This is a genomic window from Vibrio halioticoli NBRC 102217 (assembly GCF_000496695.1).
In the GTDB taxonomy this organism is placed as follows: Bacteria; Pseudomonadota; Gammaproteobacteria; order Enterobacterales; family Vibrionaceae; genus Vibrio; species Vibrio halioticoli.
Map to the genome: position 1 here is coordinate 1 of NZ_BAUJ01000082.1, position 17824 is coordinate 17824.

Genomic DNA, 17824 nt, shown 5'->3' on the forward strand with positions numbered 1-17824 from the left:
TATTTCATCAACTCTTCTCTTTGATGGTATTCTTTAATCATATTTAAGAAATAAATGGTTATCTAAATCGATGAAAAAGTTATTTATATTAGTCGTCCTTTTATTTTCTATTTGTTCTTTAGTTGCCTTTGCTAGCTTGTTTGGCTTACTCACTTATAAAGACAAAGGCTATGACTGGCAGTGGCTTGGTTTTCCTCTTATAAATAGCGGTGTACAGATAGCCCGTACCAGTGACACTCATCAATTACTGTTGCGTAAAGTCTATTTATTTCCCTCCACAGAAGTCTCTGTGTATACCACTATGAATAATAAGTTGGTATTGCATCTCGCGCGCTTCCAAACCTGTTCTGACTCGAAACAAGGGCAATTACAACTTAACCAAAAGCCAGTTCAAACAGTTACGTTTAACTGCAAAGGTAGTAATGAGATGATCTTTAGTGTGGTAACTTCTCATTTGAACAGCGCAACTATCGATTATGATGGTCATAAATTAAGTATTGATTTTGCGGAGTGGAATATTGCTGATATTAAGAAAGATCAATTCAAACAACTACATTCGCAGTACTTTGAACAACTTGGGCAACCTTCTGAGTATCAGTGGTCACGTGATTAACTCTTAGATTGCATATTCGTACTCGACACCTCCCCTATATTGCAGTAGTCTAAATGTAGAAACGTATAGACGTCTAGATGCTTAGAGGAGTTAAGTTTTGCCTATTCGAGTTCCCGATCAATTACCTGCAACAGATATACTCAGAGGCGAAAGCATCTTTGTTATGTCAGAAACTCGTGCATCGACGCAAATGATTCGTCCATTGCGCGTACTGATCTTAAATCTGATGCCAAAGAAAATAGAGACTGAAACCCAGTTTTTACGTCTACTATCGAATAGTCCGCTACAGGTTGATATTGAGTTACTTCGCATCGATAACAGACCGAGCAGAAACACCCCAACAGAGCATTTAGATAACTTCTATCGACAATTTGAAGCGGTTAAAGAGCGTAACTTCGATGGGCTTATCATTACAGGCGCGCCATTAGGTTTAGTTCAGTTTGAGGATGTATTCTACTGGGATCACCTCAAAACCATTATGTCTTGGGCAAAAGAGCACGTTACTTCAACCTTGTATGTGTGCTGGGCCGCACAAGCAGGGTTAAAGCTGCTCTATGACTTACCTAAAAGAACACGTAAAGAAAAACTATCGGGCGTATACAGCCATGAGACGCACAATGCGTACCATCCGTTATTAAGAGGTTTTGACGATTGCTTCTTAGCGCCTCACTCTCGTTATGCTGACTTTTCATCTGATTATCTAGCAGAGAATACAGACTTAGATATTTTAGCCACCTCTAAAGAGGCTGGAGTCTATTTAGCTGCGACACAAGATAAGCGTAATGTATTTGTGACAGGACATCCTGAGTATGAGTCACACACCCTTCATACTGAGTATGTTCGAGACTGTGGCGAAGGCATGGATCCGCAAATCCCAGTAAACTACTATCCTGATGATGATCCCAGCAATGACCCACATGCTACATGGCGTAGTCACGGACATTTATTATTTAGTAACTGGCTTAATTACTGTGTTTACCAGCAGACGCCTTATGATTTGGATAAGTTCTCAGAGAAGAACTTTACTATCGACGAATAGATATAGGTTTAGTCAAAAATAAAAAGGCATACCTTGTTAAGTATGCCTTTTGTGTATTTGGAGGGAAGGTTGTTATTTACTGTCGCTTTCTTCTGTAGCAGCTGGCTCTAAGCGTTTAGCCTTTTCGATCAATGGTGTGATTGTCATCCCTTGCACCAAAATAGAGAACATTACTACCGCATAGGTCATAACAATAATGACCTCTTTGACATCGATATTTTTCTCAGGGATTACCATAATCCCAGCGGGTATTGATAACGCCATTGCTAGTGCTAATCCGCCTCTTAGTCCACCCCACGTAAGAATTTTCACAGACATTGGATTGTAGTATCTAAATTGCTTAAAGCAGGCATATGACAGCTTAATGCTGATGTAGCGAACAATTAATACCAGTGGGATAGCCACGACCATCATCAGCCAGTCTTCTTTGTGAAACTCAAACAACAACATCGACATACCGATAAGCAGGAATAACACCCCATTTAAAAACTCATCAATCAACTCCCAAAAGTGGTCTAAATGACGATGGCTCTCTTCGGTAAAACCAGATTTTCGAGTCCAGTTACCAATTATGATCCCTGATACCACCATAGATAGTGGACCGGATACGCCCAACAGTTCAGCGAGTGCATATCCAGCGGAAGGAACGATTAGAGTCAATAGTAGTTCCATTGAATGATCGTCGGTTAAGCTGATGAGTTTATGGAATATAAGACCTAGAACAAAACCATAGGCAATACCACCAATGGCTTCTTGTAGGAATAAAATTGAAACAGAGTTCAATGTAGGAGCATCGTTACCAAAGGCAATGCTATAAAGGGTAACAAATATGACTAAACCGAAGCCATCATTGAACAGTGACTCCCCCTCTATTTGCGTCGAAATACGCGTAGGGGCTTGTAACTTCTTTACGATAGCCAGTACCGCGATTGGATCGGTAGGGGAGATGAGTGCCCCAAATAACAAACAATAAATAATATCTAAATTAAAGCCGATTAAGGCAAAGATAGCGTGTAAAGAAAACCCAATTGCAAAAGTGGAAAACAAGGTAGCGGCTAACGCCAGAAACGAGATTTCCCATTTTTGATCTTTTAAATGGTTAAGTTGAATACCTAAACCGCCCGCAAAGAGCAGAAAGCCTAGGATTCCTTTTAACAGGAAGTCTTCGAAATTTATCGATGCGATAGTTTCTCGGGCTACATGGGATAACTTAAACCATCCCGCTTGACCTGCAATGATAAGCGCTAACGAAAGCAACATCGCACCCGCGGTGATGGCTATCGTGGTTTGCATCTTCCCTATTTTGCTGTTTATAAATGCGATAAATACCGCGCCGGCAGCTAAAAAAGATAGCGTATGGTAGGCGTCCATTCCTTTCTCCTATGTTTCGCAAGTCTCAATACTGTGAGACAAATTAATAGTGATATCAAATAAAACTACCTTTACTACTGCATCATAGCGTTAATATGCATGCTTTAGACGTCTAGGAATCTAATTTTTCTGTGATAGGATGATATTAATAAGTTAGTAATAGTAAGTCTGAGCAGGATGCAGTATGAGAGAACAGATCGAAGCGCAATTAAAGAAGCATATTCTTTTGATCGATGGTGGTATGGGCACCATGATCCAAAACCTGAAATTAGAAGAAGAAGACTATCGGGGCGCTCGTTTTGCCAATTGGCATTGTGATTTAAAAGGGAATAATGACTTACTTGTTCTGTCTCAACCACAGTTGATTAAGCAGATCCACAGTGACTATCTAGAAGCCGGCGCGGATATTCTAGAAACGAACACCTTCAACTCGACCACCATTGCCATGGCGGACTACGATATGGAGGAGTTGAGTGAAGAAATTAACTATGTGGCCGCAAAACTGGCTCGTGAAGCTGCAGACGAATGGACGAAAAAGACGCCACATCGACCTAGATATGTAGCGGGTGTTTTAGGCCCAACTAACCGAACTTGTTCTATCTCTCCAGATGTTAACGATCCAGGCTTTCGTAATGTGAGCTTTGATGAGTTGGTTATCGCTTATAAAGAATCTACTTTAGCGTTAATCAAAGGTGGCTCAGACCTTATTCTTATCGAAACCATCTTTGATACCCTCAATGCCAAAGCGTGTGCCTTTGCTGTTGAAACCGTATTTGATGAAATTGGCCAGACATTGCCAGTGATGATCTCCGGTACTATTACCGATGCCTCCGGACGTACCCTTTCAGGACAAACAACGGAAGCGTTTTATAACTCTCTGCGTCACGTAAATCCAATTTCTTTTGGTTTGAACTGTGCATTAGGCCCAGATGAGCTTCGCCCGTATGTGGAAGAGCTTTCTCGCATTTCAGAAACTTTTGTATCGGTTCACCCGAATGCCGGTTTACCGAATGCCTTTGGTGAATACGATCTTTCTGCTGAAGATATGGCAGAGCATATTCAAGAATGGGCTGATTCAGGATTTCTTAACCTTGTTGGTGGCTGTTGTGGTACTACGCCAGAGCACATTCGAGCGATGGCAGACGCCGTAGAAAAAGCGACTCCTCGCGCACTGCCTGATATCAAACCAGCTTGTCGCTTATCTGGTTTAGAACCGCTATCTATAGAAAAAGAATCACTGTTTATGAACGTTGGTGAACGAACCAACGTTACCGGTTCCGCTCGCTTCAAACGTCTAATAAGAGAAGAGCTTTATGAAGAAGCGTTAGATGTGGCTCGTCAGCAGGTAGAAAACGGCGCTCAGATCATCGATATCAATATGGATGAAGGGATGCTTGACGCTGAAGCCTGTATGGTTCGCTTCTTGAATCTTTGTGCATCAGAACCTGAAATTTCTAAAGTGCCTATCATGGTCGATTCCTCTAAATGGGAGGTTATCGAAGCCGGTCTAAAATGTATTCAGGGCAAAGGGATTGTGAACTCAATCTCTATGAAGGAAGGCAAAGAAAAATTTGTCGCTCAAGCTAAGCTGATTCGTCGCTATGGCGCTGCGGTTATCGTGATGGCTTTCGACGAAGTAGGCCAAGCCGATACTCGCGAGCGTAAAGTCGAGATTTGTACCAATGCCTACAATATTTTGGTTGATGAAGTTGGCTTCCCTGCTGAAGACATTATTTTTGACCCCAATATCTTTGCGGTAGCAACCGGCATTGATGAGCACAATAACTATGCGGTCGACTTTATCGAAGCGGTTGCCGATATTAAGCGTACGCTTCCTCATGCGATGATTTCGGGAGGGGTGTCTAACGTTTCCTTCTCTTTCCGTGGTAACAACTACGTACGTGAAGCTATCCATGCGGTATTCCTATACCACTGTTTCAAGAACGGTATGGATATGGGTATTGTAAACGCAGGTCAGCTGGAGGTTTACGATAACGTTCCAGATAAACTGCGTGAAGCGGTAGAAGACGTTGTTCTTAACCGTCGTCCGGATGGTACTGAACGATTGCTTGATATTGCGGATGAATACCGTGAAAACGGTGTTGGACCTAAAGATGATGGTACGGCGCTAGAATGGCGAGGCTGGCCAGTTGAAAAACGCCTTGAGCATGCGCTGGTTAAAGGCATCACTGAATTTATTATTGAAGATACAGAAGAGGCGCGACTTAAAGCAAGTAGACCACTGGAGGTGATTGAAGGCCCTCTAATGGATGGCATGAACGTCGTCGGTGACTTATTTGGTGAAGGTAAGATGTTCTTACCTCAGGTTGTAAAATCCGCTCGTGTAATGAAGCAAGCTGTCGGTCACTTAGAACCGTTTATCGATGCACTTAAAGAAGTCGGTCAAACCAACGGTAAAATACTATTAGCCACCGTTAAAGGTGATGTTCACGATATCGGTAAAAACATTGTTGGCGTAGTACTGCAGTGTAATAACTACGAGATCATCGATCTTGGGGTAATGGTGCCTTGTGATAAAATCTTGAAGGTCGCCAAAGAAGAAAACGTCGATATTATCGGTCTCTCTGGGCTTATCACGCCATCATTAGATGAGATGGTATACGTAGCCAAAGAGATGGAGCGCCAAGGGTTTAAACTGCCACTACTGATTGGTGGCGCAACCACCTCTAAAGCGCATACCGCGGTGAAGATTGAACAAAACTACTCTGAGCCTGTGGTATACGTAAACAACGCTTCTCGTGCGGTGGGTGTCTGTTCTGCATTATTGTCTGATCAGTTGAAACCTGCATTTATCGAAAAATTGGATTTGGATTACGAACGTGTTCGTGACCAACATGCGAGAAAGCGTCCCAAGACTGCGCCAACTACAATCGCAAAAGCTCGTGAAAATAAGGTTGATATTGATTGGTCGTCTTATGTTCCTCCTGCTCCTAAGCAATTAGAGCCTGTTATCCTTAAAGATATGAGCGTGTCGGTGTTACGTGAATATATCGACTGGACTCCTTTCTTTATGACTTGGACATTGATGGGTAAATACCCTGCCATTCTCGATCATGAAGAAGTAGGCGAAGAAGCTCGTCGTTTGTTTAAAGATGCCAATGATTTATTGGATAGAGTGGAGCGAGAAGGTCTGCTAAAAGCCAATGGTATCTGTCAATTATTCCCTGCCAATAGTGTGGGTGATGATATTGAAGTCTATACCGACGAGTCTCGTACTACTGTGGCTAAAACCTTGTGTCACCTTCGTCAGCAAACCAAAAAACCGAAAGGATTTAACTACTGTTTGAGTGACTATATTGCTCCGAAAGAGAGTGGAGTAAAAGACTGGGTAGGTGCGTTTGCGGTGACCGGTGGCATTGGTGAGCGTGAACTGGCGGATAATTATAAAGCTGCTGGTGATGATTATAATGCCATCATGATTCAAGCTGTGGCTGACCGTTTAGCAGAAGCATTTGCAGAATACCTACATCAAGAAGTGCGTACTAAAATTTGGGGATACAGCCCTGATGAGCAATTGAGTAACGATGATCTTATTCGTGAAAAGTATCAAGGTATTCGTCCTGCGCCGGGTTATCCTGCATGTCCTGAACATACAGAGAAAGGCCCTTTGTGGGATTTAATGCAGGTTGAAGAGCGTATTGGTATGTCGCTAACGACCAGTTACGCCATGTGGCCGGGAGCTTCTGTTTCAGGTTGGTATTTCTCTCATCCTGACAGTCGTTTCTTTGCGATTGCACAGATCCAAGAAGATCAAGCTAAAGACTATGCCGAGCGTAAAGGTTGGGAGTGGTTAGAGGCTGAGAAGTGGTTAGGTCCAAACCTGAACAACTAGCAAGTAAACAACAAAAATGGGGCTAAATAGCCCCATTTTTTATAGTTCGTTATCCACTTAACTAGCTTTCAAGCATTAGCCTTCAAACAGTTCTCTATGTAAGTGCTGCACTGCGTTACGTGCATAAGACTCATGCAGCAAGAAACACAGGTTATGGCAACTTGCGCCGTAACAGATCATACGTAGATTGTAATCTTCTAGTGTACCAAAAATTTGCTTCGCCGCACCTTTGGCTTGTCCCATCTCGTTACCAATAAGCGCCACAAGACTCAGGTTATGTTCAACAACCACAGAACAGAGTTTTTCCAGTTCTTGTTGAGCCGCTGGTGGCAGTTTAGGTGAGCCACCTTGAGTGTTGGTATGGTCAAGAGTCAGTGACACACTGATCTCTGAAGTGGTAATCAGATCAACCGAGACTTTATGTTGCGCCAGTATGGTAAATACTTTGGCTAAGAAGCCACTGGCTTGGAACATATTTAGGCTTTTTAAAGTGATCATGGTTTGATTACCACGCAGTGTCACCGCTCTAAATAGTGGTGCGCTTTCGACTTCTTGCTTAACCCAAGTTCCGCCTAGTTGAGGCTCTTTTGAAGAACCAACGAACACAGGAATTTTGTGTCTTAACGCCGGTACTAGAGTGGATGGGTGTAAGATCTTGGCACCAAAATTGGCCATTTCTGATGCTTCAGCAAAACTGATTTCTTTAATTGGATGCGCTTGCGGCGCAATACGTGGGTCAGTGGTATAAATGCCCGGTACGTCAGTCCAAATTTCCAATCCAGAGGCTGAAATAGCTTCAGCAATAAGAGCGGCACTATAGTCACTACCGCCACGACCTAGAGTCGTGGTTTTATTATTAAGGTCTGAACCAATAAAGCCTTGAGTCACGACAATCGACTCTTTGCAAAGTGGCGCTAGGTGCGTTTGTACGGCAATACTAATTTCATCCAGTAGAGGTTCAGCATTACCAAATACCGATGTGGTTTTCATTACCGTACGGATATCAAAGCGTTGTGCATTGTGGCCTTTTTCGCACATTAACTGACACAGGATATGCGTCGACATTAGCTCGCCACAAGAGACCAATTGGTCAGTGAGTTGTTCGCTCGGCTCACTCACCGCTCTTTCAGCACACTGAGAGATCTTGGTCAGTATTTCATTGATTTCATTGTTGATTTTTTCTGGGTGTTTTAACTGATTGATAATCGAGAAGTGAATATCAACTAACGTTTGTAGAAGTTGTTCGCGTTTGGTTTGTTCTGTAACACCATTCGCAAGCTCAACTAAAATATTGGTTACGCCAGAGCAGGCGCTGATGACAACCAGTTTAGTTTGAGGGTTGTTTTCTACAATAGTCACACATCGGCTCATCGCCTCGAAGTTTGCCACACTGGTGCCACCAAATTTAGCAACGTTAATTGCGCTCACTGTATCTCTCCATTAGTCCTTTAGAATGTGCAAATACCCATACTGAGTTAACAGTATGAGATTCAAATGCGTTTTATTAATCACACATTTGATAATAAGAGCTTGCCCTGAGGTATTTATCTCTTCTCTTCATTGAACTGGTTTGTATAAATTATGTCAATATCTTAATCCCGATCTTGGCTTTTTTACCTACCGCATACTTCTGAGCTTTGTTTATTGACGCTGATTTTTTATGCAATAAGCTATTTATTCTTATTTAAAATTAAGGCTTTACTATGCGCAGCTTCAATCCTCCTAAACGAACTCTACTTGGTCCTGGTCCTTCAGATATTTACCCTCAAGTATTACAAGCATTGTCACGTCCAACTATTGGACATTTAGATCCTTTGTTTATCGGCATGATGGATGAGCTTAAATCGCTACTAAAATATGCCTTCCAGACCGAGAATGAATTTACCATCGCGATTTCAGCGCCGGGCAGTGCAGGGATGGAAGCGTGTTTTGTAAACCTTATTGAACCGGGAGAGAAGGTGATTGTTTGCCGCAATGGTGTGTTTGGCGAACGAATGCGACAAAATGTAGAGCGTTGTGGTGGTATTGCAGTTGTGGTGGACGATGAATGGGGCACACCGGTATCAGCGACTAAATTGGCCAGTGCTGTTGCTGAACATCCTGACGCGGTAGCGGTTGCGTTTGTGCACGCCGAAACATCAACCGGTGCTCTAAGTGACGCGCAAGCATTGTCAAAGATAGCAAAAGAGCAAGACATGCTGGTGATTGTTGATGCCGTCACTTCGCTAGGCGGCGTGCCGCTATTGGTTGATGAATGGCAGTTGGATGCGGTGTATTCGGGTAGCCAAAAATGCTTATCTTGTACTCCGGGATTGTCTCCTTTGACCTTTTCAGAGAAAGCACTAGCAAAAATTGAATCGAGAACTCACCCAGTACAAAGCTGGTTCTTAGATCAAAGCTTAGTGCTTGGGTATTGGAGCGGCGCAGGTAAACGTGCTTACCATCATACAGCGCCAGTTAATAGCTTGTATGCGCTGCACGAATCCTTATTGCTATTAAAAGAAGAAGGGTTGCAGCAAGCGTGGCAACGTCATGCCGATGCTCATCAAATATTGAAACAAGGGTTATCTGAGCTGGGTATTCAATTTGTAGTGGATGAGCAATATCGATTGCCACAATTAAATGCGATTTATATTCCAGAAGGGGTCGATGATGGCGCTGTGCGTCAACGCCTATTGAATGAGTACAATCTGGAAATTGGCGCGGGGCTGGGAGATTTAGCTGGAAAAGCATGGCGCATCGGTTTGATGGGCTATGGCGCCCGCAAGGAAAATGTCGCACTTTGCTTGCAGGCACTTAAAGAAGTGTTGTAACTAAGAGAGCTAAACCACCAGTGAGGGATTACTCGTCGCTGGTGGTAGGTTGCGCCTTACTGACTTTAATTCTCTGTAACGATACAGTGCTAAAGTCCACTTTAGGGAATAAAAACTCCGCTTCACTACGAATAGCATTCGCCATCTGCTGTTGGTCTAGAGCTAAATACGCCAGTATTAAGTTTTTGTATAGCGCAGGGCGTGGCTTGTCTTTTATAAACGGGAGTGACCAATCAACGTAGGTTTGAATATGCTGTTTTTGATTGGTGGCAATACCGATGTTTAACAAGGTGCTGTTAATATCCCATTCGTAACGATCTTTCCATGCAATTGGGTTTGTTACTCTGTCTAAGATATCTGGGTTTTTAGGCTTAGAATGTTCAAATTGAGTTAGAACATAATTGGTCTGTAGCGCTGTCACCATGTAGACGCAGGTTAATATAGGTAATATCAAACTGGCACTGCGTAGAAACATTTTACTTATGCGGCCAAAGCTTTGTGGACGATAACGTGCGGTGCGTTGATCGACCCAATACAGCAAGATAATAAATGATACCCAATGGATAGCAGAGTGATAGAAGGGGTATTCTAATTGTGTGTGTAGCACTATCGGTATGAAGAGTGCCAAGATGCCAACACGAGTACCCTGCCTGACCATATACAAGCGGTATAGCACAAATCCCATCGCCAGAAATATTCCGATTAAAGGTAATATGCCTCCTTCAATTCCCCACATCAGTAGCTCGTTGTGTGGATGATCCATTGAAGGTAAACCGGCAGGGTAGTCAGGATTTATTTGGTGCTGTCTTGCGGTATAGACAATATAAGCCGATTCAAATTTACCGTAGCCATAACCTGAAATAGGGCGTTCGATAATCATATCGATCCCCTGAGGGAAGGTATAAGCACGTGCACTTTCTAAGTCGGCTTTTTGGCTGATTAATGACTGGCTGCCCCCCGAGAAGGTCAAGCCGACACCAATAGCGAGTCCAATCAAAACTGCTGCAGACCAAATGATGGCTCGTGAGCGCAGGGCAAAGCGATACAGATAAGGCGAGACCATAGCAACTGCAATGATGGCACCTAGCCAACCGGTTCTAGAAGCCAGCACCACTAATAAAGGGATTGTAAGTAGCGGAATGGCATATAAAAAGGAGATTTTTTGTCGCCACTTTAAGTATTTGTCGTGAGGCTGTCTTGCGAGTAGGTATCCAGAAAGCACCAGTCCTGTGGCTAAGAAGCTAGCCATGACATTAGGTTGCTGAAAGATGCCATAAGGACGATTTCTAAGTGTGTCGTAACCAAATGGATTACCCGGTGACAGTAATGTGTATTGCACCCAACCAAATAGTGCTTCAATGGCAACCGAAAATAAAATAAACCACAGCAGTCGCTGCTTTTCTTCATTACTAAATCGAAATTGCTGAAAAGATAGGAACAGAAAAAAGCCGGCCCATAATCCCATTAACCTTGGCAGTACAATCTCAACATTGGCATTGGGTAATAGTACGGGCAAGGTCATCAACAAACAGCTGATAAACAGAGCCACGGTCATTTTTGAGTATTTGATGGCGCGATTATTGGCGGTTTGATACATGGCAATACCAAGTGCAATACTCAAAAATGCCCATACTGGAGGATTAAAAGAGAGTGCTAAACCTGCTCCCCCTGGGTTGGGGGAGAAGAAGTGGGTCGCGATGAGGAAGACAATCCCCATAAACAGCAGAAAACGCCTGTTAAACGGTACTTTAGGAGTCTTTTTTTCAAGTAATGTACCTGTAGTTAACAGGGTTGCCATTGGTTGCGTCCTTTGTTGTTATTTAAGCATAGGCTTTAAAAAGTGAGCGGTATGCGAGCCTTTTACTTTTGCTACTTGCTCTGGTGTACCGGTTGCGACAATTTCGCCACCACCTTGCCCCCCTTCAGGGCCAAGATCGACAATCCAGTCTGCGGTTTTTATCACATCAAGGTTGTGCTCGATAACTACTACTGTATTACCGTGATCGCGCAGGCGATGTAAAACAGTAAGTAACTGTTGTATATCATGAAAGTGCAATCCAGTGGTAGGTTCATCCAGAATATACAAGGTTTTTCCGGTATCACGCTTAGATAATTCTCGGGCTAGTTTCACACGCTGCGCTTCACCGCCTGATAGCGTCGTTGCCGCTTGTCCTAAACGAATATACGAAAGCCCCACATCAATTAAAGTTTTTAGCTTTCTGGCGATGACAGGTACAGGTTCAAAGAAAGCATGCGCATCTTCCACCGTCATATTCAGCACTTCATCAATGGACTTACCTTTGTATTTAACTTCTAGGGTTTCACGATTGTAGCGTTTGCCTTTACAAGAGTCACAAGGTACATAAACGTCTGGTAGGAAGTGCATTTCAACTTTGATTACACCATCGCCTTGGCACGCTTCACAGCGGCCACCTCGTACATTAAAGCTAAATCTACCTGGTTTATAACCGCGAGAACGAGACTCTTGAGTGCCGGCAAATAACTCACGAATCGGTGTGAAGATTCCGGTGTAAGTGGCAGGGTTTGATCTTGGGGTACGACCGATAGGGCTTTGGTCAATATCGATCACTTTATCAAAATGCTGTAAGCCATCTACTGTGTCGTAAGCGCTTGGATTGCTGGTGGTTGCGCCGTTGAGTTCTCTATGTGCGATTTTAAAGAAGGTGTCATTAATTAAGGTTGATTTACCCGAACCTGATACTCCAGTGACACAAGTAAATAGTCCACAAGGAATGGTCAGATCAACGGTTTTTAAATTGTTGCCGGACGCGCCTTTTAGCACGATCAATTTCTCTTTATCGACAGGAGTTCGCTTTTTCGGAATCGCGATTTCTTTGGTGCCGTTTAGGTATTGTCCGGTCAGTGAATCAGGGTTGTTGATGATATCGTCATAAGTCCCTTCTGCAACGACATGTCCGCCATGTACACCGGCACCGGGGCCTATATCAATAATATGGTCGGCAGTTCGAATGGCATCTTCGTCATGTTCTACCACAAGAACGGTATTTCCAAGATCTCGCAAATGGGTAAGGGTGCCAAGTAAGCGCTCATTGTCTCTTTGGTGCAGGCCAATGGAAGGTTCATCCAATACATACATTACACCGACTAAACCTGCGCCAATTTGGCTGGCCAAACGGATACGCTGCGCTTCACCACCAGATAGGGTTTCAGCACTGCGAGAAAGGTTGAGATAGTTAAGGCCAACATTAACCAGAAAGCTTAAGCGATCGTTGATCTCTTTCATGATCTTATCGGCTATTTGCGCTTTTTGCCCTTCGAGATTCATGTTTTTAAAGAAGTCTAATGCTTCGCTAATGCTCATCTCAACAATGCTAGGCAATGGCGTATCGTCTACAAACACGTTACGCGCTTCTTGTCGTAATCGAGTGCCATCACAACTGGTGCAAGAACGAGTCGAGATATATTTGGCGAGATCTTCACGCACAGAATTGGATTCAGTATCGTGATAGCGACGTTCTAGTGTATTAAGAATACCTTCAAATGGATGCGTCTTAACTCGAATATCACCACGATCATTGATGTATTTAAATTCGATCTCGGTACGCCCCGAGCCTTTTAATATGATCTCTCTGATCTTCTTCGGCAGAGATTTAAAAGGTGCATACAAGTCAAAATCATAGTGCTCAGCCAGTGCGCCTAGCATTTGGAAATAATAATAGTTCTTTTGATCCCAGCCTTTGATTGCTCCCTCGGCAATGCTTAGATTGCCATCTAAAACCACTCGGCTTTCATCAAAATATTGCTGCACCCCAAGCCCGTCACAAGTATGACAAGCCCCTGCAGGGTTGTTGAAAGAGAACAGTCTTGGTTCTAATTCCTGCATGCTATAACCACAGCGTGGACAAGCAAAATTGGCAGAGAAGATGATCTCTTCTTGGTCGCCTTTATCCATAGAGGCGACGACGGCGATCCCGCCAGAGAGCTCTAAAGTGGTCTCAAAGGATTCAGCAAGGCGCTGCTGGAGATCGCTACGCACCTTGAAGCGATCGACGACAACTTCAATGGTGTGTTTTTTATGTAATTCTAACGTCGGTGGATCGGAAAGATCGCAAATATCACCATCAATACGCGCACGAATAAAGCCTTGTGAAGCGAGATTCTGGAAGGTTTTAACGTGTTCCCCTTTGCGCTCTTTAACTATCGGAGCCAGCAACATCATTTTTGAGCCTTCTGGCAACTCAAGCACTTTGTCGACCATTTGAGTAATGGTTTGCGCGGATAGAGGCTCTTTATGCTCAGGACAACGAGGTTCGCCAACACGGGCATACAATAAACGAAGGTAATCATACACTTCGGTAATTGTACCCACTGTTGAACGGGGGTTATGAGAGGTTGATTTTTGTTCTATTGAAATAGCAGGTGACAGACCTTCAATATGGTCAACATCTGGCTTTTCCATCAAAGATAAAAATTGGCGGGCATAGGCTGATAGAGACTCAACATAGCGACGCTGACCCTCGGCATATAAAGTATCAAAAGCCAACGACGACTTACCAGAACCGGATAGGCCAGTAATAACCGTCAGTTTATCTCTTGGAATAGTGAGGTTGATGTTTTTAAGGTTGTGAGTTCTAGCACCACGAACGTCGATAGTATCCATCTAATCCTGCTCAATTACATAATCATCTGCCAAGTATTACATAGCTTTAAACGACTGCAAATAAATACTGGATAAAAAAACAGTGACACTGGGTCACTGTTTTTAAGATTTAGAGTGGCTATCGTTTTACTTGATAGGTTCTTTTAATGTCGATTTTTTGCCAAGTTCAGTGGCTTTTTTATCTTTTAGATAGATGTTTTCAAAGCAGTAGTTAGTGGCTTCGATATAGCCTTCTACGCTACCGCAATCAAAACGAGTGCCTTTAAATTTGTAGGCAAGCACACAACCTGCTTTAGCTTGTTTAAGCAGGGCATCAGTGATTTGAATTTCACCGCCTTTGCCTGGTTCTGTCTCTTCAATAAGATCAAAGATATCTGGAGTTAGAATATAACGACCAATAATGGCTAGGTTGCTCGGTGCTGTCCCAGCTTCTGGTTTTTCTACCATATCATCAACGCGAATGATGTCGTCTTTGATCATTTCACCTTTGATCACACCATACTTGTGTGTTTCATCTTCTGGCACTTCTTGCACAGCCACAATAGAGCAACGGAACTGCTTATAAAGCGCTGCCATTTGCGCTAGAACGCCTTGTTCTTCATTGACACATAGGTCATCCGCAAGAACGACTGCAAAAGGTTCATCACCGACTAGTTCACGCCCGGTTAGAATTGCATGACCTAAGCCTTTCATTTCGCGTTGGCGAATGTAGGTAAAGTTGGCTGACTCAATGACATTGCGAATGTCTACGAGTAATTCTTCTTTATTGGTGCCTTGAATTTGATGCTCAAGTTCATAGTTCTTATCAAAGTGATCCATGATTGAGTGTTTGCCACGGCCTGTCACAATACACATTGCATCCATACCTGCTTGAATAGCTTCTTCAACACCGTATTCAATAAGAGGTTTATTAACGACAGGCATCATTTCTTTTGGCATTGATTTGGTCGCGGGTAGGAAGCGAGTCCCGTAACCTGCTGCAGGAAAAAGGCATTTTTTAATCATGAGGGGTAACCTAACTGAGTCATTATAATTAAATAGTTTTGCCTAACTCTATCATTAGAATTAGGCGATATAAAATACACTTAGGTTAAATCTGCAATTTTATTGCTCTATGGCAGAAAATGATGTGCCCACAGTACTGCTTCTTCTCGGTTTTTTACCTTAATTTTGCGGAAAATCTTATATAAATGAGACTTTATAGTGTGTTCACTAATGAATAATTGTTCAGCTAAGCCAAAGTTGGATTTACCTATTCTTAATGCTTCCAGAACTTCCATTTCTCGTCGAGTTAAGTCAATGGTATGTGGTGGCGCATAGCGAACCAGCACGGATTGATAATAAGAGATCAACTGCTCGTTGACCGCTTTACTTAGCCATGAGCGTCCTTGGCTTAACGCTTGCAAACCTTGCACAATGTCATCAAAGGATTGTTGTTTATAGAAAACCCCGCGCAAACGTCCATATTTAAGTAAGTCGGCTGTTTTTAGTTGCAACGGTGCTTGAGTAATGACCATATTGATATGTTTCCCTGGTGTACTTGGGTTTTCGAAGTCTGCAGGGTCAAATGTCGGGTCGTTGTAATCCACAAAAATAATCGGTGTTAAGCTAGGCTTGTAGCTCATGTGCCATTCTTCTAGAGGGTACAGGGTTAGCTTTGATTTCTCTTGTAATTGTTGAATTACCTCGTCACTAAACCCGCCGCTCTCATGCAAAAAAAGCTGAGAATTTATTCCATCAAAATACATACTTTTCCTCCCTGTTAACTACGGTCAGTTTCTTTTATATCTTTCCAATTTGAGAAACTCGACACTAACTTTTTGCGATTATATTCAATAAAAAGTCCTGTTTCATGTGTTTTGTTGCATAAAATTGCGTAATAAGTCGAAAAAAATGCAAATAAGTGTTTCTGCTTTTGTATAGATGTTATCTATAGGGCAGTCTCTCTATTACACTTTCTAGTGATTTAAGTAGTCCGTTAGGCGTGTTATGCTTGGCGTATTAGCGCAAATAAAAAGTAAATGGAGTGATACATGGCTAGCCGTGGCGTCAACAAAGTAATTATTATGGGTAACTTGGGGCAGGATCCTGAGGTTCGTTTCGCCGCAAATGGCAATGCAATTGCAAATATTACAATTGCGACTTCAGAAACTTGGCGTGATAAAGCCAGTGGCGAACAACGTGAAAAAACAGAATGGCACCGTGTTGTTTTGTTTGGTAAAACCGCTGAGATTGCTGGTGAGTACTTGAAAAAAGGTTCACAAGTTTATATCGAAGGCCAATTGCAAACACGTAAGTGGCAGGACCAATCTGGTCAAGATCGCTACACAACAGAAGTAGTAGTGCAGTGGCCAACAGGTCAGATGCAACTGCTAGGTTCTCGTCAAGGTGGTGGTCAAAGCCAAAACCAAGGTGGCCAATATGGCGGTCAGCAACAAGGTCAACAGCAAGGTGGATGGGGTCAGCCTCAACAACCTCAAGTTCACCAACCTGCACAGCAACAACCGCAACAGCAGAAGCCACAGCAGGCTCCTCAGCAGTATAATGAGCCACCAATGGATTTTGACGACGACATTCCGTTCTAACCATTACCTGAGATTAGGCTTTATATACAAAACTAGAGCTTTGAATACAGAAAACCCGGCAAAAATGCTGGGTTTTTTATTGTCTGATAAAGGAGTAAATCAATATGGATAGTAATCATCATATTATTGCAAAATTCAAGACCTGACCCCGTAACTGCTGACCCCCTAAGTGAGCCCTTAAGAAGTAACTGCACTTTATCAAACATCTCCTATGCTTAAATATTTAGAAGGAGTGATAAAGATGAAATGGATAGGCGTACTTTTTTTAATTATATTTTCAACAACTTCCTTTGCGAATACTGAGAATTTTATACGTTTTGAGTATCAAGGTATTACTCAGTATGGAAAGCTAGAGAATGATAAGGTTTATCCTATTGAGGGTGATATTTTTACTCGATATAAAACCTCAGAAAACGCTCTACCGATAGCCGAAATCAAGATGAAATTACCAACTACCCCAGAGAAAGTCTTTGCGGTAGGGATGAATTTTGCCAGTCACCTCAGCTCTCCATCCTCTGCACCTCCGCCATTATTCTTAAAATTACCTTCTTCTTTGATTCTTTCTGGCGATCCGGTACTCGTTCCTAAAGGGGCGACAAATCTGCATTTTGAAGGGGAGTTGGTGCTTATTATTGGAAAAACAGCGAAAAATGTTTCGATAGATGAAGCTAAAAATTATATCTGGGGCGTGACAGTAGGAAACGATTTAACTGAGCGTAGTTGGCAAGGTCAAGACCTACAATGGATGCGGGCGAAAGCGAGTGATGGGTTTGGTCCAATAGCTGCAACTATGACTCGAGGTGTCAATTTTAACGATGTACTGCTAACTACTCGTTTAAATGGGGAAATAGTCCAACAAGAAAGCACCAAAAATATGATTCATAGCCCAGAGAAGGTGGTGAGTTATT

Annotated in this window: 12 protein-coding genes; 6 read left to right on the plus strand and 6 right to left on the minus strand. The window is 42.9% G+C overall.

Annotated features, from left to right (window positions below):
• The first annotated feature begins 70 nt into the window (after positions 1-70).
• A complete protein-coding gene (locus VHA01S_RS16955) occupies positions 71-613 on the plus strand; it encodes a hypothetical protein (RefSeq protein ID WP_023405570.1) in 543 nt (180 codons plus the stop codon).
• A 97-nt stretch (positions 614-710) separates the two neighbouring features.
• Positions 711-1652: a homoserine O-acetyltransferase MetA gene (metA, locus tag VHA01S_RS16960; RefSeq protein WP_023405571.1), complete on the plus strand. Its 942-nt coding sequence runs from the start codon at positions 711-713 to the stop codon at positions 1650-1652.
• Between the two features lie 72 nt (positions 1653-1724).
• On the opposite strand, the gene VHA01S_RS16965 is transcribed toward metA, so the two are convergent.
• Complete coding sequence (locus VHA01S_RS16965) at positions 1725-3023, minus strand: cation:proton antiporter (protein WP_023405572.1); 1299 nt, start codon at positions 3021-3023, stop codon at positions 1725-1727.
• Between the two features lie 184 nt (positions 3024-3207).
• Here VHA01S_RS16965 and metH point away from each other — a divergent pair, with 184 nt between their 5' ends.
• Positions 3208-6876, plus strand: coding sequence for a methionine synthase (metH, locus tag VHA01S_RS16970; RefSeq protein WP_023405573.1), 3669 nt, complete (start codon positions 3208-3210; stop codon positions 6874-6876).
• A gap of 75 nt (positions 6877-6951) precedes the next feature.
• Here metH and lysC read toward each other — a convergent pair whose 3' ends face one another.
• Positions 6952-8304: a lysine-sensitive aspartokinase 3 gene (lysC, locus tag VHA01S_RS16975; RefSeq protein ID WP_023405574.1), complete on the minus strand. Its 1353-nt coding sequence runs from the start codon at positions 8302-8304 to the stop codon at positions 6952-6954.
• A 275-nt stretch (positions 8305-8579) separates the two neighbouring features.
• On the opposite strand from lysC, the gene VHA01S_RS16980 reads away from it, so the two are divergent.
• Complete coding sequence (locus tag VHA01S_RS16980; RefSeq protein WP_023405575.1) at positions 8580-9689, plus strand: pyridoxal-phosphate-dependent aminotransferase family protein; 1110 nt, start codon at positions 8580-8582, stop codon at positions 9687-9689.
• A gap of 28 nt (positions 9690-9717) precedes the next feature.
• Here VHA01S_RS16980 and VHA01S_RS16985 read toward each other — a convergent pair whose 3' ends face one another.
• From VHA01S_RS16985 to VHA01S_RS17000, 4 genes are all read right to left on the minus strand, one after another.
• Positions 9718-11487 carry a PglL family O-oligosaccharyltransferase gene (locus tag VHA01S_RS16985; RefSeq protein WP_023405576.1) on the minus strand — a complete coding sequence of 590 codons (1770 nt, stop codon included), beginning with the start codon at positions 11485-11487 and terminating at the stop codon, positions 9718-9720.
• An 18-nt stretch (positions 11488-11505) separates the two neighbouring features.
• Positions 11506-14331 carry an excinuclease ABC subunit UvrA gene (gene uvrA / locus VHA01S_RS16990; RefSeq protein ID WP_021714322.1) on the minus strand — a complete coding sequence of 942 codons (2826 nt, stop codon included), beginning with the start codon at positions 14329-14331 and terminating at the stop codon, positions 11506-11508.
• A 126-nt stretch (positions 14332-14457) separates the two neighbouring features.
• Complete coding sequence (gene galU, locus VHA01S_RS16995; RefSeq protein WP_021714323.1) at positions 14458-15336, minus strand: UTP--glucose-1-phosphate uridylyltransferase GalU; 879 nt, start codon at positions 15334-15336, stop codon at positions 14458-14460.
• A gap of 107 nt (positions 15337-15443) precedes the next feature.
• On the minus strand, positions 15444-16079 hold the full coding sequence (locus VHA01S_RS17000; RefSeq protein WP_023405577.1) for a LuxR C-terminal-related transcriptional regulator: 636 nt from the start codon (positions 16077-16079) through the stop codon (positions 15444-15446).
• A 285-nt stretch (positions 16080-16364) separates the two neighbouring features.
• Here VHA01S_RS17000 and VHA01S_RS17005 point away from each other — a divergent pair, with 285 nt between their 5' ends.
• Positions 16365-16916: a single-stranded DNA-binding protein gene (locus VHA01S_RS17005; RefSeq protein ID WP_023405578.1), complete on the plus strand. Its 552-nt coding sequence runs from the start codon at positions 16365-16367 to the stop codon at positions 16914-16916.
• Between the two features lie 241 nt (positions 16917-17157).
• The coding region (locus VHA01S_RS17010; protein ID WP_023405579.1) for a fumarylacetoacetate hydrolase family protein at positions 17158-17824 on the plus strand (667 nt) is incomplete at its 3' end.

Bases quoted from the DNA above. Each gene is read 5' to 3' on its own strand.
- VHA01S_RS16965 (WP_023405572.1), bottom strand. From the start codon at position 3,023: ATGGACGCCTACCATACGCTATCTTTTTTAGCTGCCGGCGCGGTATTT.
- VHA01S_RS16980 (WP_023405575.1), top strand. From the start codon at position 8,580: ATGCGCAGCTTCAATCCTCCTAAACGAACTCTACTTGGTCCTGGTCCT.
- uvrA (WP_021714322.1), bottom strand. From the start codon at position 14,331: ATGGATACTATCGACGTTCGTGGTGCTAGAACTCACAACCTTAAAAAC.
- VHA01S_RS16985 (WP_023405576.1), bottom strand. From the start codon at position 11,487: ATGGCAACCCTGTTAACTACAGGTACATTACTTGAAAAAAAGACTCCT.
- VHA01S_RS16955 (WP_023405570.1), top strand. From the start codon at position 71: ATGAAAAAGTTATTTATATTAGTCGTCCTTTTATTTTCTATTTGTTCT.
- VHA01S_RS17000 (WP_023405577.1), bottom strand. From the start codon at position 16,079: ATGTATTTTGATGGAATAAATTCTCAGCTTTTTTTGCATGAGAGCGGC.
- galU (WP_021714323.1), bottom strand. From the start codon at position 15,336: ATGATTAAAAAATGCCTTTTTCCTGCAGCAGGTTACGGGACTCGCTTC.
- VHA01S_RS17005 (WP_023405578.1), top strand. From the start codon at position 16,365: ATGGCTAGCCGTGGCGTCAACAAAGTAATTATTATGGGTAACTTGGGG.
- metH (WP_023405573.1), top strand. From the start codon at position 3,208: ATGAGAGAACAGATCGAAGCGCAATTAAAGAAGCATATTCTTTTGATC.